The sequence below is a fragment of the Arthrobacter sp. MYb213 genome, assembly GCF_002979915.1.
GTDB lineage: Bacteria > Actinomycetota > Actinomycetes > Actinomycetales > Micrococcaceae > Glutamicibacter.
Genome location: NZ_PCQA01000001.1, coordinates 234,988 through 259,918, shown reverse-complemented (window position 1 = coordinate 259,918; position 24,931 = coordinate 234,988). Strand labels below are relative to the sequence as shown.

Below are 24,931 nucleotides of genomic sequence, written 5' to 3'. Positions count from 1 at the left end.
CGATGCTTAACCTGTGCTGGATATCAAAAATCCCTGTCCGCCTTGAGAGGCGGACAGGGATTTTCGCTCTCGTCGAAGAGCTATACAGCGTGGCTTACTTGGCGAACCAGATGCCGATTTCACGTTCTGCAGACTCAACCGAATCCGAACCGTGAACCAGGTTCTGCTGAACCTTCAGGCCCCAATCTCGTCCGAAGTCACCACGGATGGTGCCCGGAGCTGCGCTGGTTGGATCGGTAGTACCTGCAAGCGAGCGGAAACCGGGGATGACTCCCTGGCCTTCGGCAACAATCGCAACGACTGGGCCCGAGAGCATGAATTCCACCAGTGGCTCGTAGAATGGCTTGCCCTCGTGCTCGGCGTAGTGCTCTGCCAGCAGCTCGCGGGAAGCGTTCAGCTGCTGCAACTCGGCGATGGTGTAACCCTTCGCTTCAATGCGAGCGAGGATCTGGCCGGTTAGGCCGCGCTTCACACCGTCTGGCTTGACGAGAATGAGAGTACGTTCGGTCATGTTTCTACCTCTTCGTTCCTAGATACTTTGGTTTATTAAGATTCTACGTTTGGGTGGGCACTGTCCCACTCAGCTTGTGCAGCGGCTCGACGTTTGTCTTCCACGTCCATTTCGCCACCCTTCTTCAGCGCGTACCACCAGCACAGGCCAAAGAAGACCGACAGGTAGAACATGTCTACCAAGATGAACCCGGTCAGGAAGAACAGCACCTGAAGGATCCAGCCGATCAAGTAGCCGGCAGGCTTACGCAATAACGCGCAGGTGACGATGCACAGTACTGCCATCGCGGCACCGAGACTAAGCACTACCGCAGGTTCGGCGCGCTTGAGTCCAAAGGCTGCCAGGGTGACAAAGATGGCGAGAAACGCCTCACAGGTCAATACCGTGGAAGCAAACATCACCTTGGTCGAACGGGGCTTCTTTTTCATCCCCGGACGCCACTCGCGCTGTGCCTTAGTTAACTTGGCCATTAGGAGCTCTGCCCTCCCTTGAGCAGTAGTGAGATTTCGCCCACCAGTGTAATCGAACCGGTGACAAGTACGCCGCCGGCAAGGTCATCTCCGGATTCAGCGCGTCCCACGCACCACTCCACCGCGTCTTCAAGATTTTCGGTGACGTGGAGGTCTTCCTCTGGCCATCCAGCTTCGATAGCCATGGTGGACAATTCGCCAGCCGGAATTGCGCGTGGTGAAGAGGACTGGGTCAAGCAAAGGTCATCAACCAGATCGCCGTACTCTTCACGCATGGTGTAAAGCATCGCTTCGGCGTCCTTTTCCTGCAGGATACCGACCATGAGTACCAGGCGGGAGAAGCCGAAGGATTCTTTGATTGCTTCAGCGCTGGCTTTTATACCATCGGGGTTGTGTCCGGCGTCAACCAAGATGCTTGGCGCACTGCGCACCAGCTCTAGTCGGCCCGGGCTGGTGGTGGCAGCAAAGCCATCGCGGACGAGCTCCACGTTCAGTTCGCGTTCGCCACCTCCGAGGAAAGCTTCAACAGCAGCCAGTGCAACGACAGCGTTCTGCGCTTGGTGTGCACCATAGAGCGGGAGGTAAATCTCGTCATAACGACCAGTCTGTCCCTCGATGGACAATATTTGTCCGCCAACGCCCATGGTGCGGTCAATGAGCTTGAAGTCCCTGGTTTCAAAGGCCATAGGAACTTCCAGTTCACGCACCTTGGAAACCAATACCTCGGCCGCGTCTTCTGGTTGCCGTGCGGAGACTAGGTAGCCGCCTGGCTTAAGAATTCCAACCTTTTCTTCGGCGATTAGCTCGGTGGTATCCCCCAGCAGATCCGTGTGATCCAAAGAAATTGGGGTGAACACCGACACTTGGGCATCTGCCACATTAGTCGCGTCGGTAATTCCACCAAGGCCTACCTCCAACACAACAACTTCCACCGGTACCTCGGCGAAAATCGCGAACGCGAGGATGGTCACCGCTTCGAAGTAGGTCAGCCGATTCTCTGATCGTTCGGCAAGTTCCGCGTCGACTAGGTCAAGGAAAGGGGCAATCTCATCCCAGACGCGCACAAACGTCTCGTCATCAACCGGTTCCCCGTCAATGCTGATTCGTTCGGTAACCTTCAGCAGATGTGGCGAGGAGTAGCGTCCGGTACGGATATCGTGGGCCTGCAGTAGCGACTCGATCATCCGTGCGGTGGAAGTTTTTCCGTTGGTGCCGGTGATGTGTATAACCGGCGCAGCTTTTTGCGGCTCCCCTAAGATTTCCATGGCACGAAACATCGGGTCCATGCGTGGTTCGATCTTGTTTTCTGGCGCGCGAGCAAGTAACTCGGCGTAGACGCGCTCTAGATCACTCATACGGTGCGCTCCACTTCAATTTTCGTTTCAACCTGTGACTCGTCAACGACCAGCTCCAAGATGGCGGTCAAGGTTTCACTGCTGATCAATTCGCGGTTGTTTTCCAACGCTTCAACGGTCTGCGCGGTAGCGGTGATCACCGTACGAATACGATCCGAAACCTGCAGGTCTGCTTCCTTACGGGCCGACTGGATGGCGCGAACCATATCGCGGGCGGTACCTTCGGCAGCAAGCTCAGTGGTGACCTCGGTATCCAAGACCAAGAACCCTCCGTCGATGACGGCTGCCGCGATTTCGGCCGCCTCATCAACTACGGTGTCCAAGGTGTATTCACCCTCGGCCAGTTCAAGGCCACCGGCGGTAACCACGCCAGCGGTCACCGACCAGTCACCGGACTTAGCGCCCTTGATAGCCTGCTGGACATTCTTGCCCAAGCGCGGACCAGCCGCGCGAGCGTTGACCACCAGCTGCTGGCTGATGCCATAACTTGCGGTGTCCACGCCGGCAGCATCGATCAAGGTCACTGACTTCAGGTTCAGCTCGTCCTTGATGATCGAAGCGTAGGTGCCTTCCAGACGCGCCGCATCGGTGAGTACTACCTTCAGCTCTGCCAGTGGCAAGCGGACGCGCAGGTTTTTAGCCTTGCGCAGCGAGGAGCCTACCGAGCAGATCTTTCGGGTGGTGTCCATGGTTTCCAGCAATACCGTATCGGCTGGGAAATCATTGGCATCTGGCCAGTCGGTCAGATGCACCGAACGTTCCCCGGTCAGCCCACGGAAAATTTCTTCGCTGGCAAGTGGCAACAGCGATGCCGAAACCTTCACTAAGGTTTCCAACGCGGTGTATAGCGTGTCAAAGGCCTGAGTATCTTCGTCGAAGAAACGCTGGCGCGAACGGCGCACGTACCAGTTGGTGAGCGTGTCCATGTAGTGACGAACCGCTTCGGTAGCATCGGATACTTCGTAGGTGTCCAGTGCTTCGGTGACTTCGCGAACGAGTTCTCCGGTGGCCGCCAGCATGTACTGATCCAGTGGGTCAGTAGAGCTGGTTGAACGCTTAGCTTCATAGCCGGCTCCGTTATTCGCGGAGTTGGTATACAGGTTGAAGAAGTGCCAGACATTCCACAGTGGCAGCAAGACCTGGCGCACGCCATCGCGGATACCCTGCTCGGTCACTACCAGGTTGCCACCGCGCAGAATTGGTGAGGCCATCAAGAACCATCGCATCGCGTCGGAACCGTCGCGGTCCAAAACTTCGTTGACGTTCGGGTAGTTCTGCAGGGACTTGGACATCTTCTGTCCGTCGGATCCGAGCACAATGCCGTGGGAGATGACGTTGGTGTAGGCAGGGCGGTCAAAGAGTGCGGTGGACAGCACGTGCATGGTGTAGAACCAACCACGAGTCTGGCCAATGTACTCAACGATGAAATCTGCCGGGTGGTGACCAGAGTCGAACCACTGACCGTTTTCAAATGGGTAGTGGACCTGTGCGTAAGGCATGGAACCTGAGTCAAACCACACGTCAAGCACGTCCTCAACGCGTGAGAGTGTGCCACCCTCGGCGCAACCCTCGTGAGCCTTGGTCAGCTCATCGATGAATGGGCGGTGCAGATCTGGCTGTCCTTCATGATTCAGCGGCAGGCGTCCGAAGAAGTTCTTGATCTCTTCAAGCGAGCCAAAGACTTCGCGGTGAGTACACTCAACGCCCGAGCATTCCCAGACGGGGATTGGCGAACCCCAGTAGCGGTTGCGTGAGATGGACCAGTCGCGGGCGTTTTCCAGCCACTTTCCGAACTGGCCGTGCTTCACGTTGCCTGGGATCCAGTTGATCTGCTCGTTGAGCTCGACCATCCGGTCCTTGATCTTGGTGACCTCCACGTACCACGAGGAGATGGCGCGGTAGATCAGTGGTGTACGGCAGCGCCAGCAGTGTGGGTAGGAGTGTTCGTAGGAGGCCTGCTTAACCAAGCGGGCGTCATCCTTCAGAACGTTCGTGATGGTTTTATTAGCGTCGAAAACCTGCACGCCGGCGATGTCGTTCAGCGGCCCGCCAGCAAACAGTGGAAGGAACTTTGCACCTTCATCGATCGAGAGCACTACCGGGATGCCGTGTGCTTCACAGACCTGCTGGTCATCTTCACCATAAGCCGGGGCCTGGTGCACGATTCCGGTACCGTCGCCCACGGTGACGTAGTCAGCGGTGACAATCTGCCAAGCGTTTTCGGTACCGTATTTTTCGGTATCGGTAAAGGTGTCCCACAGTGGTTCGTAACGAACCCCAGCAAGTTCGGAACCCTGGAAATTCGCGGTGATCGCCGAGGCGGCTTCCTTCGCGTCTTTGTAACCAAGATCCTTCGCATAGGAGCCAAGTAGATCCTTGGCCAGCAAGAACGGTCCGGCGGCAGCGGAAGCCTTCACGCCGGCCTCTCCTGCAGGCACGACTACGTATTCGATCTTCGGGTGCACGGCCAGAGCGGCGTTAGTTGGCAGGGTCCAAGGGGTGGTCGTCCAGGCCAAGGCCTGAACGCCGGCAAGTGCCTTGGAAGCTTCCGTTTCTCCGGCAAGAATCGTGAAGCCGACGGTGACCGTCTGATCCTGACGGTTCTTGTAGACATCGTCGTCCATGCGCAACTCGTGGTTGGACAGTGGAGTTTCATCTTTCCAGCAGTATGGCAGGACGCGGAAACCCTGGTAGGTCAGGCCCTTGTCTGAAAGCTGTTTGAAAGCCCAGATGACAGATTCCATGAACTCAACGTTCAGGGTCTTGTAGTCATTTTCGAAGTCAACCCAGCGCGCTTGGCGGTTGACGTATTGCTTCCACTCATCGGCGTATTTCATCACCGAGGTGCGGCAAGCATCGTTGAACTTGTCGATACCCATCGACTCGATCTGCTGTTTGTCGGTCATGCCCAGCTGCTTCATGGCTTCCAACTCGGCTGGCAAACCGTGGGTATCCCAACCGAAACGGCGCTCTACACGCTTGCCACGCTGGGTCTGGTAGCGGGCTACGAGGTCCTTGACGTAACCGGTGAGCAGGTGGCCGTAGTGTGGCAGGCCGTTAGCGAAAGGAGGACCATCGTAGAAGACGAACTCTTCACCCTCACGCTGGTCAATGGAGGCCTGAAAGGTGCCGTCATTCTTCCAGTATTCGAGGACTCGCTTCTCAATTTCTGGGAAACGCGGTGAGGCCGGGGTTGAACCGGTCGGGTCGGTAGTGACCTTTGGGTAGAAGCTCATCGAAATGGCCATCCTTCAAGCGTAGGGTCAAAAAAACTTGCCTACGAGGACGACACTTGGCCGCGGTACCACCCCGCTTATTCCCCACCGTGATGCTCTCGCATAAAAGTGAAAAACCGCTTCTCATCAGCTATGACGGGCTGGTCCCGCTTGGTTCTACTGGATCAAGTGCAAAGCTGCATCCTGATTCTTCTTCCAAGGACTCCCCGGTGATATCCGGATCAATGTCGCGTAGCTACCAGTCTAGCGCGTATTGACCACGCTGAAAACTCAATCAGCATCGATGAAAGCTGAATCACTTCCGTCATCTGGACTCGGTTTAAGCTCCTTGGTTCCCTCAGCCGCCCTGCGAGGCCGATAGCCATATTGCTTGAACATTTTTGGCGATGGAGGTGCGAAGTACACAAGAAGTTCAATTCTGAACCGCATCATTTGAAGAGCTACTTTTATCCCCTTCATTTTCAGAATATAGCTTGTAGGGGGCCTTGCCGCAAGACCCCCTATAAGGCGCAGAATGGGTACTTGCTCCACGCCCCTTAGCAACTACAGACCGGAGATGCCGTTTATGCGCACCGACTCGACACCCAGCTACTTCCGGCTACCAGATCGCTTGGAAAACCCCGACTTTGGAGCAGAAATTAGTGAGGACCAAATTCATCTTCGCTGTATTGCACGACTGGTTGCCGAGCAACGCCGTGAAGTCTCTGAGCGCCTGGCCAAACGCGGACACGACCGCGCCGGGATCCTGCAGCAATCCTTGGAACGTGACGTGGATTTAGAACGGTTAGCCCGTCGTCTACGTGCCCTGGATCGAATGGGTCCAGAGGCGTGTCTGGGTTTCATGGTGCATGCGACCACCGGGCAACGCACCTATGTGGGCAGAATAGGACTGACTGATGAAAATTCAGAACAGCTACTCGTAGATTGGCGCGCGCCCGCGGCCGAACCGTTCTTCGCCGCCACGCACGCACAGCCATATATGCTCAGTAGTCGGCGTCGCTACCGTTGGCGGCTGGGGAAAATCGTCAATTTCTGGGATGAAGTTTTTGACCTCACACAACTGAGCAAAAGCACCTCTTTAGACGAACATTCCTCGTTTTTGGCCTCGCTTGGCAGCAACCGCGTAGGAAAAATGCAGGATGTGCTCTCAACCATACAAGCGGACCAAGACTCCATCATTCGTAGCTCCGCCAAGGGCGCTTTGGTAGTTGATGGTGGCCCCGGCACTGGAAAGACGGTGGTTGCCTTGCACCGAGCAGCATACCTTCTGCATGCCGATGCACAACTTCACAGCGGTGGCGGTCGGGTATTGGTTCTCGGACCACACGAGGCGTACACCGCCTACATCTCCGATATTCTGCCCAACCTCGGCGAGGAAGATGTATTGATCGCGACCCTGAACGATTTGGTTCCGGAAATCGGCGATTCAACCCTTGAATCATCTGCTCCTATAGCGCAGCTGAAGTCTACATATCGCATGGTGGACGCCGTGCGACGGGCAGTGTCGGTTTTTGAACAACGCCCGGAGTGCGATCTTCTCATTGAGACTAGCTGGGGCGAACTGAATTTGACGGTGCAGCATTGGATGAATGCGGTGGCTTCGGTGGATCCAGGAGTCAACCACAACGAAGCTAGATCCCAGATTCGTCAGGTGCTGGAAGAAATCTTGAGCGAACAATTACCTAGCGGCTGTGCACCTGCGACACAGGTTCATGCCGAGATTACTCGCAACGCACAGTTGGCTGATGCCCTCGAAGTTCACTGGCCGTTGCTGGATCCGCACAAATTAATCACCTCGTTGTTTTCCATCCCCGCACTGTTGCGTTTCAGTGCGCCATGGCTCACCGGCTCGGAGCAAGAGTGCCTATTATCTGACGAACCCCACATGTTGAGCGTCGAGGACGGGCCACTGTTGGATGCTGCGCGTTTCTTTGTAGGCGATCCAGACGTTGAGGTTGCCAAACACCAACGTGACGCCTTGCTTGCCGGTGAGCGTGAAATGATACAGCGGGTCATCGGTGATCTGATCGCAGCAGTCGACGATATGGAGGACCTCTCCGCTCAATTACGCAATGAAGATCTCCAAGATAAGCTCGTTCTTCAGCGTGCAGAAGCAGAGGCACCCACCGAATCCCTCACAGGACCATTCGCACATATCATCATCGATGAAGCACAAGATCTCACCGAGGCCCAATGGTCCATGGTGCTACGGCGTTGCCCGTCGGGAAGTCTGACAATCGTCGGAGACCGTGCACAGGCCGCCAATGGATTCACCGAGTCCTGGGAGGAACGTTTGGTGCGGTCCGGAATCTCTCGTTGCCGTGTAGCGAAGCTCAGCGTGAACTACCGCACCACCCAACAAATCATGGATGCGGCAGCAAGCGTGATCCGTCAACAACTACCGGATGCTAACGTACCAAGCTCGATTCGAACCGACGGTGCGCCAGTGATTTACGCCAGGCCAAACCAACAAGCTGACCTCTTAGCGAAATGGCTGAGTGACAACCCGTTGGGTGTCGGCGTCGTCATTGGCGACCCACTGTTTACTCAGACCGAAAGAATCCGCTCGTTAAGCCCTACGCAGTCAAAAGGCCTCGAATTTGATCTAGTCATCTTGAACCGCCCCGAGAATTTTGGAGACGGCTTCTCAGGCTTCGTACACCGATATGTCTGCATGACGCGTGCGACTGGTCAGCTCATTGTTCTGTCCGACGAACCTTTAGAAATGTTTTAACGCAGTGCGCCGGGTCGCGAAGTTGTTACTCCGTGGCCCGGCGAACGTTCCCTTACCCGGGACTAGTTGGCGAAAGTATCGGCCAGCTTATCGTTTGCTGTCCACAAAGCCACTGAATCCCCACCGTTATTCAGCACACTAGCAGTGCCTCCGTTGTAGTACGCCTGGGCAGAATTAGTCCCCGGGCCGGTGTAGACGCGCAGCTCTTGGCCTGGCTGCAATGCATAACCTTCACCGATGGAGAGCATGTTATTCCCTGCATCTCGAAGCAGGTAGCCCGATACGTCAATCGTGCGCTTGGAACTATTAGTCAGCACCACATGTTCACCGGTTTCGGCTTGAACGTCATTGCCGGGCACATCGTTGACCGAGTTCTCGATCACCACACCATTGTCCGAAGGGAAAACTTTCTGGCCCTTGAGGTGACGGTGAATCTGTGCGGGGAAATCTCCGGTCAAACGCTCCACTCCCATGTCCAACGAAGCCTGGGCGGCCTGCACAGAATTGACGGTGTAGACCCCTAGCCCCAGCCCGGCATCTTTCACTCGCGCTGCACCGGCCACGTCAAGGGTGCGGTAGCTAGTACCGAATGAATCTGCGTAGCTGGCAATTCCTTCCAGTTCCGAAGCGCTTGGTACCGAACCGAGCAGTTGTTGCAACGGTACCTCCGGAGCGAGCGCGGCGAATCGTTTGTTCGAGGCTGCATCAAAGCTGAGAACCTCGATTTTTCCTCCCGCCTCTAATGCACTCCACTGCGGATCGGTTTTAAGATAATCAGCCACAACCTGTTCTACCCCAGGGGACTTCGCCGGGGATTTGATCTCGATGAACACTCCGGTTTCGCCGGTCAGCGCATCAGCGACATCGTCAAAGTGCGGGATCTTTTCGCCAGTGAATTGCTCTGAGAAATACGAACCAACATCCAAGCGCTGAAGCTCATCCCAGGTGAAGGAGGTAATCGGGTCATTCTCACGGCCTGGGAAAACCTCAGCCACATTACTGGTGCGCGCGGGAGTATCGTCATGGAAAATAAACGGCACGCCGTCTGCAGAGAGTTGAATGTCGATCTCCACAAATCCTGCTCCCGAGCGGCTTCCTGCTTCAATGGCAGCAATCGTGTTCTCTGGCGCGACACCTGCCGCGCCACGATGACCTATCAAGATAGTCTCACCATTGTGTTTTGGAGTCTCGGCCAGCACCGGGGTTACTGCGGTAGCCGCTAAACAGGCGGTCAACGCGCCAACTGCTAGGGAACGAATTTTCATTTCTACAATGTCCTTTGGCTTGAGAATGCTTCGCGACTTACCCTTCCCGATGGAAACAACCCGTTATCAAACGCAAGATGAAGCAGAGCTAAAGTCTTGTTCAGTCCCCGCCACGTCAGCAAAGGTGCACACGCAACTTCATTGGGACAAATGCTTTCGATAGAGTCAGAGTTATGAGTTTTAGACCATGGGTGGACAAGTCATGAACATGCCCAGCGAAGCCGCCGTGTCGGTATCCAACACGGCGAAGTTTTCGCCGAAAGTCGCACAACAACGGGCGCTCTCGGTGAGTGCTCTGCGCTGGGGGCAACACCTAATCACGGCGGTTCTGCTCCTTGTCGCGCTACTTCGTGCAGCATCGACCACAACATCCAGTCTCTGGTTAGCCATCGCCGCCGCAGGACTTTTTGCTCTGTGGTACCTCTTCGGATTCGTAGTTCTCCGTTCGAAGGAAAGTACTCGACTACCGGGTTATTGGCTTGCCGTGCTCGTCGCCATCTGGGCTCTAGGGATGAGCGCCTCACCGGAATTCATGTGGGTTGCCTTTAGTCTCTGGCTACTCATTGGCCACCAATTAGCCCTGGGGCTTTCCATTGTCTGGTCCGCGGCCGTATATGTGCTCACCGTTGTGGCCCCTTTCCTACATAACGGTGCAACCACAGTCTCCGGCGTAGTTGGCCCACTGGTTGGTGGCACCTTCGCGTGGGGAATTTCCCGCGGCTATTTACAGCTCGAACGAGATATTGCCGAACGCAACGAGCTTGTCTCCTCACTCTTACGCGCACATCAGGAAATGGCTGATCTTCAAGAGGAACTGGCACGCTCCCAGCATGAAGCCGGTGCACTCGCCGAACGTACCCGAGTGGCCAGAGAAATCCATGACACCATCGCTCAGCAGCTCTCCTCCATTGGTCTCCATGCCAAAGCCGCCCTCCACACGCAGCAAATTGGCCAAGCAACCAACGCCTTAGAAAGAATCGAAGAGCTCTCCGGGCAAGGACTGTCCGACCTACGCCGAATCATTGCTGCGATGTCCCCGAGCGAACTAGATTCCCAAGCGCTCGCCGGAGCACTGCGGCGTATGCTCGAAGACTTTGAAAAGGACTGTGCGGTCTCCAGTGAGCTACGGGTGGATGCCGACCTTCCAGTGTTAGATCCCGGAATTCAGGTGGCCCTATTACGCACCGCCCAGTCTGCGCTAGCCAACGTGCGTCGCCACGCCAAAGCCACACGGACGGTAGTCTCCTTGGCAGATACCGGTGATGCCATCAGATTAGATATCGTTGATGACGGCGTTGGATTTAGTCTTAAAGAATGGCAATCCAACGTGGGAAAAAACTTAGAATCCGGTGGATTCGGTTTACCCGCCATGCGCCAACGCCTACGCGAACTAGGCGGCGGGCTCGACATTGAAAGTACGCTGGGCGAAGGTACCGCGTTGTCGGCCTATGTCCCACTAAAGAACCCAGAGGCCGGAAATTGATTAACCTTATGCTGGTTGACGACCACCCAATCGTGCGCACCGGGCTGCGCGCACTCTTTGAAAACTATGCGGACATTTCCGTACTCAGCGAGGCTGGCAGTGGTGAAGAAGCGGTTAAGTTAGCCTCTCAAAACCCGGTAGACGTGGTCTTGTGCGACCTCCGGCTGGGAGATGGCATGAATGGTGTGACTACTACCGCGGCGCTTCGATCTTTACCCAATCCGCCCCAAGTACTCATTCTGACCACCTTTGATAAGGATGCCGAGATCCTACAGTGCATCGAGGCGGGAGCCGCGGGGTACTTACTCAAGGACGTTGCCTCACAAACGATCATCGATTCGGTCCGCCAGGCAGCTTCCGGGCACACGGTGTTGGCCCCCGAAATGGCCCAACGTGTAGTGGCCGGGTTGCGCAAACCAAAAATTGCGTTGACCAGCCGAGAAGCCGAAGTACTAAAACAGCTAGCCACGGGACTAAGTAACCGCGAAATTGCGCGGACACTCTTCGTCTCCGAAGCGACCGTGAAGACCCACTTGGTGCATATTTTTGACAAGCTGCAAGCGCCTACACGAACCGCCGCGGTGCAGGCTGCCCGCAACCACGGACTAATTTAGCAGCCCGCTCCAAGTGGGCGTATCAACCGAACGGTTGAGATAGAGTTCGAACGCTTTCACGATTTGCTAAACCTCGATTTGGCATTGACTAGAAGTATGAAATCTCCAGTTCTCACATCGGTAGCGAATTCGCTCACCTCGCGTCGCGGAGCACGCCTCTGGCTCCTCGGGGCGCTCGCTGTCATCCTTGCCGTTTTCGGACTGCTCAGCTCCATTCCGGCAGCCGAACGCAGTACCAGTTCATTAGTCGCCGGCTCTGACTCAGCCACGGTGGCCAAGCTTCTCGAACAAGTCCCGGATTCCGGTAAAGAGTCAGCATTACTCGTTGCCGGACACCCAGATCAGCAACAGCTGAGCAACGCAGACCTCACAGGACTAAGCACCCTGTCCAGCAAGCTCAGCGATGAACTACATGTCGAGATTTCCAAGCCGCTGGTCAGCGAGGACGGCAAGCTTTCTTTGCTGACCGCCTCCTGGGACAGCGCGGGCACCGACGCTGACCGTGCGATGGTCACCGATCTGCGTGAGCAGATCAGCACCAATGAAAACTCCGGGATACTCATCGAAGTTTCTGGAGCACCAGCCTTTGGGCTGGATTTGTCGGCGACTTTCGCAGGCGCAGACTTCACCTTGCTGGCAGTGACCATCGGCATCGTGGCGGTTCTGTTGATTCTTACCTACCGCTCCCCGATTCTCTGGCTAATTCCATTGGCTGTCGTTGGGCTAGCCGATCGCAGTGCAAGCCTCATCGCCAACGCCCTCAGCGAGCCTTTCAACCTACACTTTGATTCCGGCGTACTCAGCGTCCTGGTCTTCGGTGCGGGCACCAACTATGCACTATTGCTCATCTCCCGCTACCGTGATGAGCTACACCAACACACCGATCATCGAGCTGCTCTTGCGAGCGCCTGGCGCAACAGCTTTGAAGCGATTGTCTCCTCAAACTTGACCGTAGTCTTGGCGCTGGCCACGATGGCGCTGGCCGTCATGGAGGACACCCGAGGCTTGGGTATCGTCTGCGCCGTCGGCCTACTGATCGCTGCCGGGTTCAACTTGTTCGTACTGACCCCAGTGATGGCACTGTGCGGCCGTAAGGTATTCTGGCCTCTAGTTCCCCGCCCGGATCACGAAACTGCTAAGCGTTCCATCTGGGGTAAAGCCGCAGCTGCTGTTATCAAGCGCCCGGTAGTCAACCTGAGTGCATTGGTACTCATTCTTGGCATCTTGGCATCCGCGCTAGGCGCTACCAGCGTGGGACTACGCCAAACCGAACAGTTCCGTACGGCCACTGAATCTACTTCGGCCACGCAACGTCTGGCCGAGCACTTCCCCGTCGGAGAGACCGCGCCGATCACCGTACTTACTTCCCCCGGTACCGGCGAAGCGGTCACTACCGCAGCTAAAGCTGTCCCAGGCGTAGAACGCGCTACACAATTGCCAGCATTGCCGGACAACGGCTCCGACCGCGTCATGATTATCGGCAACAGTGAATCAGGTTCTCCCGAAAGCTTCGAACTGATCAAGTCACTGCGAACCGAATTCGAGCAGGTTCCTGGCGCTGAGGCATTTGTTGGTGGAACCATTGCCGAAGCCTACGACTCGCACCAAAGCCACGTGCGCGACTTCCTAGTCATTGCGCCACTGATCTTGCTGGTCTGCCTCGTCATGTTGTGGGTTGTCACCGGAAAATTCCGCACCGCCCTACTTCTCTCGCTGACCAACTTGCTCAGCGCCGCAGCCGCGGTGGGCTTGGGATCCTTGATCGGATCAATGGTATTTGATACCTCTGCTTTGGACGTGCAGGTTCCGCTGCTTGCCTTCGTCTTCCTGGTGGCCCTGGGCGTTGACTACACAATCTTCCTGACACAGCGTGTCAAACAAGACGCCCTGCGCATGACTCTGGCGGATGCAATCATCAATGCCACCAGCCGTACCGGAACGGTCATCACCAGCGCTGGCGTGGTCTTGGCAGGAGTGTTTGCGGCATTGTCCAGCTTGCCGCTGATGGTCTTGGGTCAGCTTGGTCTGATCGTTGGCCTCGGAGTACTTATGGACACGTTCGTCGTACGCACCTTGCTATTACCGGCGTTGTTCATCTTGTTGGGTCGCACCAAATCTCCGGTCTTCGGATACCGCGGCCACAGCAACACCAAAGAAAATTCATCAAACACCGAACTCATTGAAAGTGAAACTCATGCGTAAGCTCATCAACATCGCCTTTGCCTACATGCTCGTAGGCGTCGCCTCCGGACTGTTCTTCCGCGAATTCACCAAGATGAACGATTTTCCCGAAGGCGGTTGGACCCAGCTTTCAGTAGTCCACACACACCTGCTGGTTCTTGGTTTCATCGTCACCTTGCTGGTGTTGTTGCTGGAGAAGGCATTCAATATCAGCTCCCACCGCAAGCTCTACGCATGGTTCATGGGCACGTACCACGCAGGTGTCATCATCACCGCGGGAATGCAGCTCACCCACGGAATGATGACCGTGTTGGATATTGAATCCTCTGCCATGATCTCCGGAATCGCAGGCCTTGGCCACATGGCATTGACCGCAGGAATGATCTTGCTGTTCATCATGTTGCGCCGCAGCGTTCCTGCCAGCATGAAGAACGACCAGGCTGAGAAGCTCAGCGTCTAAGTTTCAGCAGATACACCTGTGGGGAAGAGCTTCGGCTCTTCCCCACAGGTGTATCTGCACATAAATTAACCGCGATTGCGTCGCGCTAGTCTGTCAGGTGCCGGAAATCAGTTGTCGCACAGACGAGATTCACTGTGTGTAAGCCCAAGGTGGCGCCCAACGACGGATGTCTACAGATCAGTGGTGCCATTCGCTCGATGACGTATTCAGCTGATGGGATTAAAGGAAAATGGCACCCGATGATCAGCAGATCAACGGGTGCCAGTTATTCCTGAACCTGTATTTTTAGTTACAGGCTCTTAGCTAATTTTTTTGCTCGTGCAAACTCCAGCATTTCTTCGCGCTCGACTAGCTTGATGCGGTCGCGGGTGATCTCACCGAAGCGGGTCGACACGGTACCGGCTTGAGCGCCCAGAGCCTTTTCTTGTTCGTCCAAGCTCATCCAGCCATCCCAGTCGGCGTAGTCCACGCCTCGGGACTCAAGTAGCTCTTCGATGCTCTGGTTCGAAGTCGGAACCGGGAGGTTTCCCAAGTCTTCAAGCAGGTGATTGATGGTCTCCAAAGCGTCACCCTTGGTGTGGCCAATGAGCCCGATAGGGCCACGCTTGATCCAACCGGTCGCGTACAAACCATCAATGTGGGTGCCTTCAGCGTTCAAGACTCGACCTTCAACGTTTGGCAATACACCGCGCTGTCCGTCGTATTCGATGTTCTCTACGGCAGAACCGAAGTAGCCAACTGCACGGTATACGGCCTGTACTGGATACTCGGTAAATTCACCGGTGCCCTTAACATTTCCGGTGCCGTCCAGTTCGTTGCGTTCAAGCTTCAGGCCGGTGACCTTGCCGTCTTCGCCGAGTACCTCAACCGGGGTCTGCAGGAAGTGCAGGTGCAGACGACGAGAAGCACTGGCGGCTTCCTCATTCTCTTCCTGTTCAATCAACCAGTTGGTCAGGGTCGAGACCATGGTCTTGGTTTGGTTACTGGTGCGGATTGCTTCTTCCGAACCTTCATCGAAGTCAAAGTCCTCTTCGTACAAGACGATGTCTACATCTTTGGAGTGCGATAGTTCGCGAAGTTCCAGCGGGGTAAACTTCACCTGCGCAGGGCCACGACGGCCGAAGATATGTACATCGGTGACAGCGGAGCCGTTTAACTGCTCGTAAATGTGCGCTGGAATTTCGGTCTCTAGCAGCTGGTCAGCATGCTTGGAGAGAATACGAGCGACGTCCAAAGCTACGTTGCCGTTACCGATCACCGCTACTTCCGTTGCGGAAAGATCCCAATCCTTCGGGGCATCCGGGTGCGCGTCGTACCAAGATACGAAGTCTGCGCCACCATGAGATCCGGTAAGTTCGATACCTGGGATGTTCAGATCAGCATCCTTTTGGGCACCGGTAGAGATGATGACCGCGTCATAGCGTTCGTGCAATTCGTCAAGGGTGATGTCTCGGCCCAATCCTACGTTTCCGTAGAAGTTGATCCAGTCGTTGTTCAGCACCTTATGCAGGGCGTTGATGATGCCCTTAATGCGTGGGTGGTCCGGGGATACGCCGTAACGAATCAGCCCGAACGGGGTAGGTAGCTCGTCGAAGAGATCTACCTTCAGCGACAGTTCGCCAGAAGATACTGGCTCGCTCTTATTGAGCATGTCCGCGGCGTAGATGCCTGCGGGACCGGCACCAACAATGGCAACGCGCAGGGCGCGGGAGGTCAAATGTTCAGGTACGTGAACTTCACTCATCAAACAACATCTACTTTCTTAGTCAGCGAATGAGACCGACGCTGTGACGTCGACCGTGTCCAGCGGCTGAAGCTCAACCAACTGGGTTGAAGCTTCTGGTGCTAGACGTACAACGTCACCAATTACGATGACGGCCGGATTCGCCACGGCGGCCTTACGGGCGCGCACTACAATCTCCTCTAGCGTACCGATAGTTGTCCGCTGCGTCTGTGAGTAACCTCGCTCCACTATCCCAATTGGCGTACTAAACGGTAAACCCCGGGTAAGTAATGTCTCAACAATCTGTGGCAAATTCGACACCCCCATGAGCACTACCAGGGTGTGGTCGGCGCGCAGCGGGACGTCACTCAGATCCTCATGTCCACTGATGACGGTAAAACCGGTGGCGACACCTCGGTGGGTTACCGGAATTCCGGCTGCGGCCGGCACAGAAATGGAACTAGTAATTCCGGGAATTACCCGCGTAGCGATCCCATGTTGCGCGGCGAAGATCAGTTCTTCACCACCACGCCCTAACACGAAGGGATCGCCGCCTTTTAAGCGGACCACATTCAGTCCCTGAGAAGCATATTTGACTAGGAGATCATTGATCTCATCTTGTGTTTTTACGTGGCAACCCGGCGCCTTTCCCACATCAATAACTTTGACTTCGGGACGCAGTTCGTCAAGCAATGCAATAGGTCCAAGTCGATCGGCAAGCACCACATCCGCAGCAACCAGAGCCTTGTAGCCAGCAACCGTGATCAGTTCCGGATCACCGGGCCCGCCTCCAATGAGTGTAATTTTTCCTTTAGACATTTTTTCCTCCAGTGCGGTTGATGCCCCGGTCGCGTAATAGCTTGCGTTCCACGGGTGCAAAACAAAAAAGTTCAATCAAGACGCCAACAAACAAAATAACTAGTATGACTAAGATCACTAACGGTAAATCTGCGAGGTCTCGTCCACGTTGCAGCAGCGAGCCCACTCCGAGCGACAGCGCCCCGCCCACCGCAATCAATTCGGCGGCCATTAAGGAGCGCCAGGCGAAGGCCCAGCCTTGACGTAACCCGGCTACATAGCCCGGTAGCGCAGCAGGCAGTTCAACATGCCAAATATGCTGGCGCTTATCTGCGCCTAAGACTTGGGATAGCGCCCGGTATTGGGGCGGGATCAGGTCGATTCCGGAAAGTAGTCCATTGATAATCGAGGGCACCGCACCCAGAAGGAGCACCATATAGATGGTCGCGTTGCTCAGCCCAAACAAGATGATCGCGGCCGGCACCCACGCGATGGATGGCAGTACCTGCATCGCTGAAATCAGTGGCCCAAGTCCCTTGCGAAGTAAGGGGTGGTGCGCCAACAGTAATGCGACGGGCGTTGCGATTAGCACGGCAAGTAAAAATCCGGACAGCGCCCTAAAAAGTGAGGTTCCCACCGCACCGAGTAGTGACCCGTTGGCCAACATTTCCGGTAGCTTTGCGACGATGGCTCCGGGCCCAGGCAATAGGTCTGAACGAATGGGAGCAGCCCAGGAAACAATCTGCCACAGGCTCAGGAGCACGATGACGGTAATAATCGGCGCGAGGACCGAATCAAGTGAGGTCATATGCCGTCGCAACTTGTCGGCTTTGACCGTCGGTGAGCTAACTTGCTGCGCTAGTGCGCTCATGTTTCCGTTGCTCCTTCCTGAGGATTGTTGTCAGTTCGTCGGCCAAAGCAGCCGACTGAGCTGGATCGTTTCGCAATTGCGCCGAGATCCGTCGGGTTTCAAGGATTCGTCCCGGGTGAGAGGACAACACCAAAATACGTTCGGAGAGCCGAATTGCTTCGCGTACATTGTGGGTGACGAAGATGATGGTTTTGCCTGTCTGTTGCCAGAGGTTGTGTAACTCTTCATGCAACATGTCGCGGGTAATCGCATCTAGTGCCGCGAAGGGCTCGTCCATCAGCAGCACCTGACGGTCTTGAGCCAAGGATCTAGCCAAGGCCACACGTTGGCGCATCCCGCCAGAGAGCTCATGGGGTTTTTTATTTCCCGCGTGCCGAAGCTGAACTAGGTTGAGCAACTCCGCTACCCGCGCATCACGTAAGTCGGCCGGGTATCCCCCAAGTTTTAATGCGAGCGAAATATTATCGGCAGCGCTCAGCCACGGAAGCAGGTTTCCATCTTGGAACATGAAGGCCGCGCCATCGTGTGGAACTTCAAGCCATCCGGAGGTAGGCTGCAGCAGCCCAGCAATCATGTTCAGCAACGAAGATTTTCCACATCCTGAAGCACCAAGAACAGCAACAAACTCGCCATCGTCAATCTGCGCGGTGAGCGAATCAATCACCAAATCGGTTCCTGGATAGCTCAGTGAGACTTCGTGAAGTTCTACTCCCATGATGGACGCTGTCCAATCCATTGGTCGTTCACGATATTTGCTACATCGCCAGGCTCTCCAATACCGACCGCGGACTGATGCTCAACCAGAGTTTCGAAGGTACCTTCAAGCGGGATTTCATCGAAGCTCACCTGGCTCAGCGCCGAATTGATTACCTCGTCAGAGAGGCTGCTTCCGTTGATCTTCGTCAGTGCGGCTTGTACTGCACTTAGCCGTTTGGCGGAACTAGCCGAATTGAGCCAATGAATAGACTGCGCATTGGCCGCCACAAGTTTCGCGACGCTCTGCGGGTGTTCGGCCAAGAAATCCTGACTGACAACTAATACTGTGGTGGGGAACTTGCCCTGAGGCCACAACGAAGATTCATTAATCAGCCGGTGAGCCCCGTGCTCCTTGACCAACAAAGAGGCATGAGGTTCCGGCAACCAGGCCCCGTCGATAGCTTGACGAGCAAATAGTTGCGGCACCGTGCCATTTGAACTTGGGGTCACAGTCACCTGCTCCCCCAGTCCTTGATCCAAGAGATAATGGCGCAATGCCACGTCCTGAGTTCCGCCGAATTGCGGCGTTGCCAGCTCGGTTCCGTGCAAATCTTCGACGCTTTTAATGTCCTTCGAGACCACTAAACTCGCTCCCCCATTAGTCACCCCCGCCACTATTTTTAATGACTTTCCCGCACTGGACAGGTAGCTGGTCAAGGCCGGTGACGGGCCAAGGTAAGCCGCATCCAGTGCCCCACTATTTAGCGCTTCGATTGCTGCCGGACCAGCGTTGAAAATTTGAGTCTCCAACCGCGTATGGTCAGTCTTTAGAGTGGATTCTAGAAAACCTTGGTGGTCCGCAATGAGCGCCGGAGCATGAGTGACGTTGGCAAAATATCCCAGACGAAGTTCCTTCGCGACACTTGTCGCCGGTTCCTTCGCCTTCGCCGTGTCCAGGGGCGGAACAAATGCGGTACCCACGGCAAAAATTGCCAAGATCCCTACAAACCATAACGTCGCTTTGCGTGCCCGAGAGTTAGTTGCTGCCGCAGTAGAGGTGAACCGTTGACGTCTGGGATTTTGACGTTCAGGCGGCGGCATTCTGAGCCTCAATAATTCCCGCAGCTAAGGTGGCTCCGCTATTGGGGTCAATCAGTAAGAAGGAACCTGCGGTACGTGAATTTTGGTATTCGTCCACGGCCAGAGCCGCGGAGCTACGGACCGTGATCCGTGCCAGATCATTGAGCTGCAATTCGGTGGCCACGCTACGGGCGAAATCAACGACATTGATCACGTGATCTAGGCTTTCAATCTTCGCTCGAGCGACCTTAGTGCCGTGCTTAATGAGCACTAGCTGACCGGCGGTGATCTTCGTCGGGGACAATACACAAATATTCGCTTCGATCTCGCGAACAGGCGCCTTGGGCTCTCCCGCAATGATGGTGTCGCCACGGGCAATATCGATCTCTCCAGTTAGTTCCACAAGTACCGCTTCTCCAGTTAGCGCCGTGCTCACTTCGCCGTGCGAGTTACGAATGGACTTGATGTTGCTGGTTGCTGGCTGCCCGTTGGAGATGATCTGGACGGTGTCGCCCACGCTTAACTGTCCGTCGGCTAGCGTGCCGGAGTAACCGCGGAAGTCGCGATACTCTTCAGCAGCAAGTCCAGGAGCCAGTGCACCTTGTGGACGGATGACGTACTGCACATCAAGACGGGCCGTCGCTTGCCCACGTTCGGGCTCAAAAGCTTCCAGTAATCCGAGCAACGTTGGCCCGGCGTACCAATCACTTAGCGCCGAGGCATCAACGATGTTGTCGCCATTCAATGCCGACACGGGGATGACTGTGGTGCGCTTGATACCCAATTCGGCCGTGATATCCAGAATTTGAGATTCAATGTCACTGAAGCGTTGCTCATTCCAGTCCACGAGGTCCATTTTGTTCACGGCTATCACCAGCTGCGGCACCCGCAGTAAGGAAAGCACGCCGAGGTGGCGGCGGGTTTGTTCCAGTACCCCGTGTCGCGCGTCCACTAGCACGATCGCGGCATCAGCGGTTGAGGCACCGGTGACAGTATTGCGGGTGTACTGCACATGTCCCGGGCAGTCGGCCAGAATGAAGGAACGGTTGGAGGTGGAGAAGTAGCGGTAGGCCACGTCGATGGTGATGCCTTGTTCGCGTTCGGCGCGCAGGCCGTCGGTGACCAATGCCAGATCCAAGGCCGGGACCTCACCGCCAAAACCACGTTCTGCGCTGGTGCGTGCAATGTCATCAAGCGAGTCGGCGAGAATTGCTTTGGCGTCGTGGAGCAGCCGTCCAACAAGCGTTGATTTTCCGTCGTCTACCGAGCCGGCGGTGGCGATACGTAAAAGTGTGGTGGTCATTTTAGAAGTACCCTTCGGTCTTGCGGTCTTCCATTCCGGCCGCTGAAATTCGGTCGTCGGCGCGGGTTGCGCCGCGTTCAGTCACGGTAGCCAAGGCCAACTCGTCCAATACCTTCGGTACGGTGTCAGCGGCCGAGAGCACCGCACCGGTGCAGCTGGCGTCTCCCACAGTCCGGTAACGCACCTGGCGGATGCTGACGATTTCGCCTTGAGCTGGCAGCGAGACTCCGGTGACCGCTCGCCACATGCCGTCGCGTTCAAAGACCTGTCGTTTGTGGGCAAAGTAGATTGGCGGTAACTGGATTTGTTCTTGGTTGATGTACGCCCAAATATCGCGTTCGGTCCAATTCGAGATCGGGAAGGCGCGGACATGCCCACCGGGTGCGTGGCGCCCGTTGTAAAGATTCCAGATTTCCGGACGTTGGTTACGTGGATCCCAGACTCCGAATTCATCCCGCAGCGATAAGATGCGTTCCTTGGCCCGGGCCTTGTCTTCATCGCGACGAGCCCCGCCAAAGACCACGTCGAAGCGGTTGGCCTCGATGGTGTCCAAGAGCACCCGGGTTTGCAAACGGTTTCGGGTGCCATCTGGCAGTTCTGTTAGCTCCCCACGGTCGATATATTCCTGTACCGAACCAACTACGAGGTTCAGTCCATAGCGTGCTACGACCTGATCTCGGAACTTCAGTACCTCACCGAAGTTGTGACCGGTGTCGATATGCACTACAGGAATCGGCACACGTGCCGGAAATACTGCTTTAGCCAGCAGGTGCAGTACTACCACCGAGTCTTTACCTCCAGAGAAGAGCAAACCGGGATTTTCGAATTCCGCGAGCACCTCACGGATGATGTGAATTGATTCTGCTTCGAGCTCGTCAAGGACGCTGCGCCGTACGTGGGTGGGTGCGTTGGCTGTGATGGTCATTTGCTTCTCTCCTTCACTAGATGTGTATGCCGCATTCAGTTTTTGCTAGGCCAGCCCAGCGACCCGCGCGAGGATCTTCGCCCTCGGCTACCGGCCTGGTACATGGTTGACAACCAATTGAGGGATATCCCTGTGCGAGCAACATATTTACCGGCACCGAGTGTTCGGTTGCGTAGCCAATCAGTTCATCAAAGGACCAGGCGGCCAGCGGATTGAATTTCACTAGCCCGTGCTTTTCGTCGAAGCCCACCAACGGCGTGTTAGCTCGGGTAGGCGCCTCCTCGCGACGCACCCCGGTGAACCAGGCGCCGTAGCCTTTCAAGGAATCTTTCAACGGATCCATTTTTCGCATCTGGCAGCAGGTTGCCGCGTCACGAGCGAAGAGGTCCTTGCCAAATTTCGCGTCTTGCTCATGCACCGTGAGTTCTGGCAGTACCTCGATGATGCGTACCGGCAGTGCTCGGGCGACCTCGTCGCGGGTGCTGATGGTTTCAGCGAAGTGATACCCGGTCTCTAGGAACAGCACGTCTACGTCTGGAATAGCGGCCGATACCAAATGTGGGAGGACCGCGTCAGCCATGGAACAGGCAACCGCGATCTCGCGGGCCGCGAAATGTTTAGCCGCAAAATTGATGACCTGTTCGGCGGTCGAGTCCCAGCCAAGCTCTTCGGCTCCCAACGCGGCGATCTTCCGCAGTTCTGCTTCGGTGCGTTGCACGGTGCTCATACCAGGTCCTCCTCGTCGGCGCGGTGTGCCCAGGCAGCGAAAGACTCGTTCTTTTCTGACTTGCTTGAATAGCTTTTGACAACCCGCTCCACGTATTCGGGAAGCTCATTCGCCGCGACCTTCAGCCCGCGGACGGTGCGGCCTAGACCTGCCTCACCGTTTTCGAATCCGGCCAGGGTTCCGCCCAAGTGCACTTGGAATCCGGATACCTGCTCGCCCTGCGCGTTGGTGATCAGTTGCCCCTTCAACCCAATGTCGGCGGTTTGGATACGCGCGCACGAGTTCGGGCAACCATTAACGTGCAAGGACAGTGCCTTGGGAAGTTTTCCTTTGTGATCCGCGAGCCTTGATTCGATTTTTTTCACCGCGTCGATTGTGGTGTCTTTAGTGTCCACGATGGCTAGCTTGCAAAACTCGATGCCGGTGCAGGCTATGGCAGAGCGCTTGATTAAGCCGGGAGACGGGTCCAAGCCAAGTTCTTGTACCGCGTTGGTAAAGGTATCAACCTGGTCTGCGGGGATATCTAGGGCGATGACCTTCTGGTGCGGGGTGGTTCGTAGCCTGCGAGATCCGGCCGCTTCAACCAGGTCCGTCAGCTTATTGAGAATTGTTCCCGAGACGCGTCCCACCGGCGGGGTCAGCCCGATATAGAACCGGCCGTCCTTCTGTTCATGCACTCCGCTGTGGTCTCCGGCATCCTGTGGCTTGTGCGCAGGAGGTCCGTCGGGGAGTTCAAAACCCAGGTACTCATCTTGGAGGATCTGACGGAATTTCTCGGTTCCCCAATCAGCGAGCAGGAATTTCAGACGTGCCCGGTTGCGTAGCCTTCGATAGCCGTAGTCGCGGAAGATGGACGTCACTGCCTCCCAAACGTCGGCAGCGATTTCTTCGCGGACGAATGCGCCGAGCCGTTCGCCCAAGCGGGGGTTGGCGGAGAGTCCCCCGCCGACCCAGAGGTCATATCCGACGCCGAGTTGCGGATGTTCAACGCCGATTAGCGCGAAGTCATTGATCTCGTGGACGACGTCCTGGTTCGGGTGGCCGGTAATCGCGGTCTTGTACTTGCGCGGCAAGTTGGAGAATTCCGGGTTGCCCACATAGCGCCGAGCGATCTCATGGATCACGGGGGTCGGGTCGATGATCTCGTTTTTGGCGATGCCCGCCACGGGCGAGCCTAAGATGACTCGGGGAACGTCCCCACATGCTTCGGTGGTGTTCAGCCCCACGGCTTCGAGTCGGCGCCAGATTTCCGGCACATCGGCTACATCTACCCAGTGCAACTGGATGTTCTGTCGGTCGGTAAAGTCCGCGGTGTCACGGGCGAACTCGGTAGAAATCCCGGCAATTACCCGTAGCTGATCGGTGCTTAGTGCTCCGCCGTCAATGCGCACCCGAAGCATGAAATATTTGTCTTCAAGTTCGTGCGGCTCCAGCGTGGCGGTCTTACCACCAGGAATACCTTGGGCCCGTTGGGTGTACAAGCCCCACCAGCGAAAACGCCCGTGCAGATCGTCTGGATCAATTGAGTCGAAACCCTTGAGTGCGTAAATCTGCTCGATACGTTCGCGGACGTTCAGACCGTCGTCGGCGGCTTTGAGTTCCTCGTTGTGATTGAGCGGTGCCTTGCCGTCAACCTTCCATTGACCTTGGGGTTTAGCTGCCCGCTTAGGGCGACCCGGTGCAGTAGTTTGCGTCATGTAAGCCAGCATAGAAACCAGCCCCCGGGGGCTGGCAACCACGAGTAGTCACATGAACGCGCTTTACTTAATCACCGCGAACTTCGTCATCTGAGGACATTTATGTGCTTTGCTTCAGGGCCTCTTGCAGTCTTATGAGGAAACATTTAGCGATCATGACGTCCGGAAGCAACGGGCTTGTGGTGAACCGGGCGCCCATGCTAGTCAGCCGTGATTGAAAGAGTCCTTCGGCTAACAGCGCGCTAAGCACCAGCGTCTTTGGCCTCAGTTCCTCGGAAAGCAGTTCACTAATCAGCGGTTTAGCCCCGGCGCAGTAAGCCACCTGAACTTCTTGACCCAGCCGCGTTGAGATCTGCGCTGCTAAGTCCCTAATCTGCTCTTGCCCTTGCTCTAGCCGGGTTCCGGCTGCAGCGAGGAGGACCTTCTGATTCGGCTCCAGCTGAGCCATGGCGCGCAGACTTAGTAGGTAAGCAAGTTCTGGCAAAGCGCCCAGTGGGCTGGCCGCGACCGTGTTTTGCCGTGCTGCTACTGCCTGAGCGATGTCCTGGGTCGTATGCACTCCATCAGCAACTAGCAGTGGCAGTACTACCGCTGCTTCTCCCTCGGGCAACGACGCGAGCACTTGAGCAAGTTGCGGCTGTTGAACATCAACATATGCCTCGTGCCAGACCAACTCGGTGTGCATCTCACTACACGCCAGTTCTTCCAGCTGTGTACGTAGTTCGTGGATCAGTTGTTGACCGCGAAGATTATCGGTGCCATGTGACGCAGCGAGGACGTGGGTTTTCTTCATCACCGGTTT

The 24,931-nt window shown here is 56.0% G+C and carries 20 protein-coding genes; 5 read left to right on the top strand and 15 right to left on the bottom strand.

Annotation, left to right across the window (positions count from 1 at the left end):
• Positions 1-94: 94 nt before the first annotated feature.
• The 4 genes from ndk to ileS are packed head-to-tail and all read right to left on the bottom strand — an operon-like array spanning position 95 to position 5,572.
• Positions 95-511, bottom strand: coding sequence for a nucleoside-diphosphate kinase (ndk, locus tag CQ011_RS01205; protein WP_105673888.1), 417 nt, complete (start codon positions 509-511; stop codon positions 95-97).
• A gap of 35 nt (positions 512-546) precedes the next feature.
• Positions 547-981, bottom strand: coding sequence for a DUF4233 domain-containing protein (locus tag CQ011_RS01200; RefSeq protein WP_105673886.1), 435 nt, complete (start codon positions 979-981; stop codon positions 547-549).
• Positions 981-2,336 (bottom strand): bifunctional folylpolyglutamate synthase/dihydrofolate synthase, encoded by a 1,356-nt coding sequence (locus CQ011_RS01195; protein WP_105673884.1) that lies wholly within the window; start codon positions 2,334-2,336, stop codon positions 981-983. The genes CQ011_RS01200 and CQ011_RS01195 overlap by 1 nt, the downstream gene beginning before the upstream one ends.
• On the bottom strand, positions 2,333-5,572 hold the full coding sequence (ileS, locus tag CQ011_RS01190; protein ID WP_105673882.1) for an isoleucine--tRNA ligase: 3,240 nt from the start codon (positions 5,570-5,572) through the stop codon (positions 2,333-2,335). The genes CQ011_RS01195 and ileS overlap by 4 nt, the downstream gene beginning before the upstream one ends.
• A gap of 565 nt (positions 5,573-6,137) precedes the next feature.
• Here ileS and helR point away from each other — a divergent pair.
• Positions 6,138-8,306 carry an RNA polymerase recycling motor ATPase HelR gene (gene helR, locus CQ011_RS01180; RefSeq protein ID WP_181147945.1) on the top strand — a complete coding sequence of 723 codons (2,169 nt, stop codon included), beginning with the start codon at positions 6,138-6,140 and terminating at the stop codon, positions 8,304-8,306.
• Between the two features lie 62 nt (positions 8,307-8,368).
• Here helR and CQ011_RS01175 read toward each other — a convergent pair whose 3' ends face one another.
• Positions 8,369-9,571: a glycerophosphodiester phosphodiesterase family protein gene (locus CQ011_RS01175; RefSeq protein ID WP_105673876.1), complete on the bottom strand. Its 1,203-nt coding sequence runs from the start codon at positions 9,569-9,571 to the stop codon at positions 8,369-8,371.
• Between the two features lie 202 nt (positions 9,572-9,773).
• On the opposite strand from CQ011_RS01175, the gene CQ011_RS01170 reads away from it, so the two are divergent.
• The 4 genes from CQ011_RS01170 (at position 9,774) to CQ011_RS01155 (ending at position 14,309) form a co-directional block, all read left to right on the top strand.
• Positions 9,774-11,054 (top strand): sensor histidine kinase, encoded by a 1,281-nt coding sequence (locus tag CQ011_RS01170; protein WP_219844167.1) that lies wholly within the window; start codon positions 9,774-9,776, stop codon positions 11,052-11,054.
• Positions 11,051-11,668: a response regulator gene (locus CQ011_RS01165; protein WP_219844166.1), complete on the top strand. Its 618-nt coding sequence runs from the start codon at positions 11,051-11,053 to the stop codon at positions 11,666-11,668. Before CQ011_RS01170 ends, CQ011_RS01165 begins: the two co-directional genes overlap by 4 nt.
• A gap of 96 nt (positions 11,669-11,764) precedes the next feature.
• Positions 11,765-13,870, top strand: a complete 2,106-nt coding sequence (locus CQ011_RS01160) for an MMPL family transporter (protein WP_105673872.1) — start codon at positions 11,765-11,767, stop codon at positions 13,868-13,870.
• Positions 13,863-14,309 (top strand): DUF2871 domain-containing protein, encoded by a 447-nt coding sequence (locus CQ011_RS01155; protein WP_105673870.1) that lies wholly within the window; start codon positions 13,863-13,865, stop codon positions 14,307-14,309. The genes CQ011_RS01160 and CQ011_RS01155 overlap by 8 nt, the downstream gene beginning before the upstream one ends.
• A gap of 289 nt (positions 14,310-14,598) precedes the next feature.
• Here CQ011_RS01155 and CQ011_RS01150 read toward each other — a convergent pair whose 3' ends face one another.
• The 10 genes from CQ011_RS01150 to CQ011_RS01105 form a co-directional block, all read right to left on the bottom strand.
• Positions 14,599-16,053: an FAD-dependent oxidoreductase gene (locus tag CQ011_RS01150; RefSeq protein ID WP_105673868.1), complete on the bottom strand. Its 1,455-nt coding sequence runs from the start codon at positions 16,051-16,053 to the stop codon at positions 14,599-14,601.
• Positions 16,054-16,071: 18 nt separating this feature from the next.
• A complete protein-coding gene (gene cobA / locus CQ011_RS01145) occupies positions 16,072-16,851 on the bottom strand; it encodes a uroporphyrinogen-III C-methyltransferase (protein ID WP_105673866.1) in 780 nt (259 codons plus the stop codon).
• Positions 16,844-17,701, bottom strand: a complete 858-nt coding sequence (locus CQ011_RS01140) for an ABC transporter permease (RefSeq protein WP_105673864.1) — start codon at positions 17,699-17,701, stop codon at positions 16,844-16,846. The genes cobA and CQ011_RS01140 overlap by 8 nt, the downstream gene beginning before the upstream one ends.
• Positions 17,676-18,416, bottom strand: coding sequence for an ABC transporter ATP-binding protein (locus CQ011_RS01135; protein ID WP_105673862.1), 741 nt, complete (start codon positions 18,414-18,416; stop codon positions 17,676-17,678). The genes CQ011_RS01140 and CQ011_RS01135 overlap by 26 nt, the downstream gene beginning before the upstream one ends.
• Positions 18,407-19,393 (bottom strand): ABC transporter substrate-binding protein, encoded by a 987-nt coding sequence (locus CQ011_RS01130; protein ID WP_219844165.1) that lies wholly within the window; start codon positions 19,391-19,393, stop codon positions 18,407-18,409. Before CQ011_RS01130 ends, CQ011_RS01135 begins: the two co-directional genes overlap by 10 nt.
• Before the next feature lie 91 nt (positions 19,394-19,484).
• Complete coding sequence (locus tag CQ011_RS01125; protein WP_105673858.1) at positions 19,485-20,780, bottom strand: sulfate adenylyltransferase subunit 1; 1,296 nt, start codon at positions 20,778-20,780, stop codon at positions 19,485-19,487.
• A 1-nt stretch (position 20,781) separates the two neighbouring features.
• Positions 20,782-21,705 (bottom strand): sulfate adenylyltransferase subunit CysD, encoded by a 924-nt coding sequence (gene cysD / locus CQ011_RS01120; RefSeq protein ID WP_105673856.1) that lies wholly within the window; start codon positions 21,703-21,705, stop codon positions 20,782-20,784.
• 16 nt (positions 21,706-21,721) lie between these two features.
• Complete coding sequence (locus tag CQ011_RS01115) at positions 21,722-22,432, bottom strand: phosphoadenylyl-sulfate reductase (protein WP_105673854.1); 711 nt, start codon at positions 22,430-22,432, stop codon at positions 21,722-21,724.
• The gene (locus CQ011_RS01110) at positions 22,429-24,129 is read right to left on the bottom strand and encodes a nitrite/sulfite reductase (protein WP_105674950.1); all 1,701 of its coding nucleotides are present in this window, start codon (positions 24,127-24,129) and stop codon (positions 22,429-22,431) included. Before CQ011_RS01110 ends, CQ011_RS01115 begins: the two co-directional genes overlap by 4 nt.
• A gap of 100 nt (positions 24,130-24,229) precedes the next feature.
• Positions 24,230-24,922, bottom strand: coding sequence for a sirohydrochlorin chelatase (locus CQ011_RS01105; protein ID WP_105673852.1), 693 nt, complete (start codon positions 24,920-24,922; stop codon positions 24,230-24,232).
• Between the last annotated feature and the right edge of the window lie 9 nt (positions 24,923-24,931).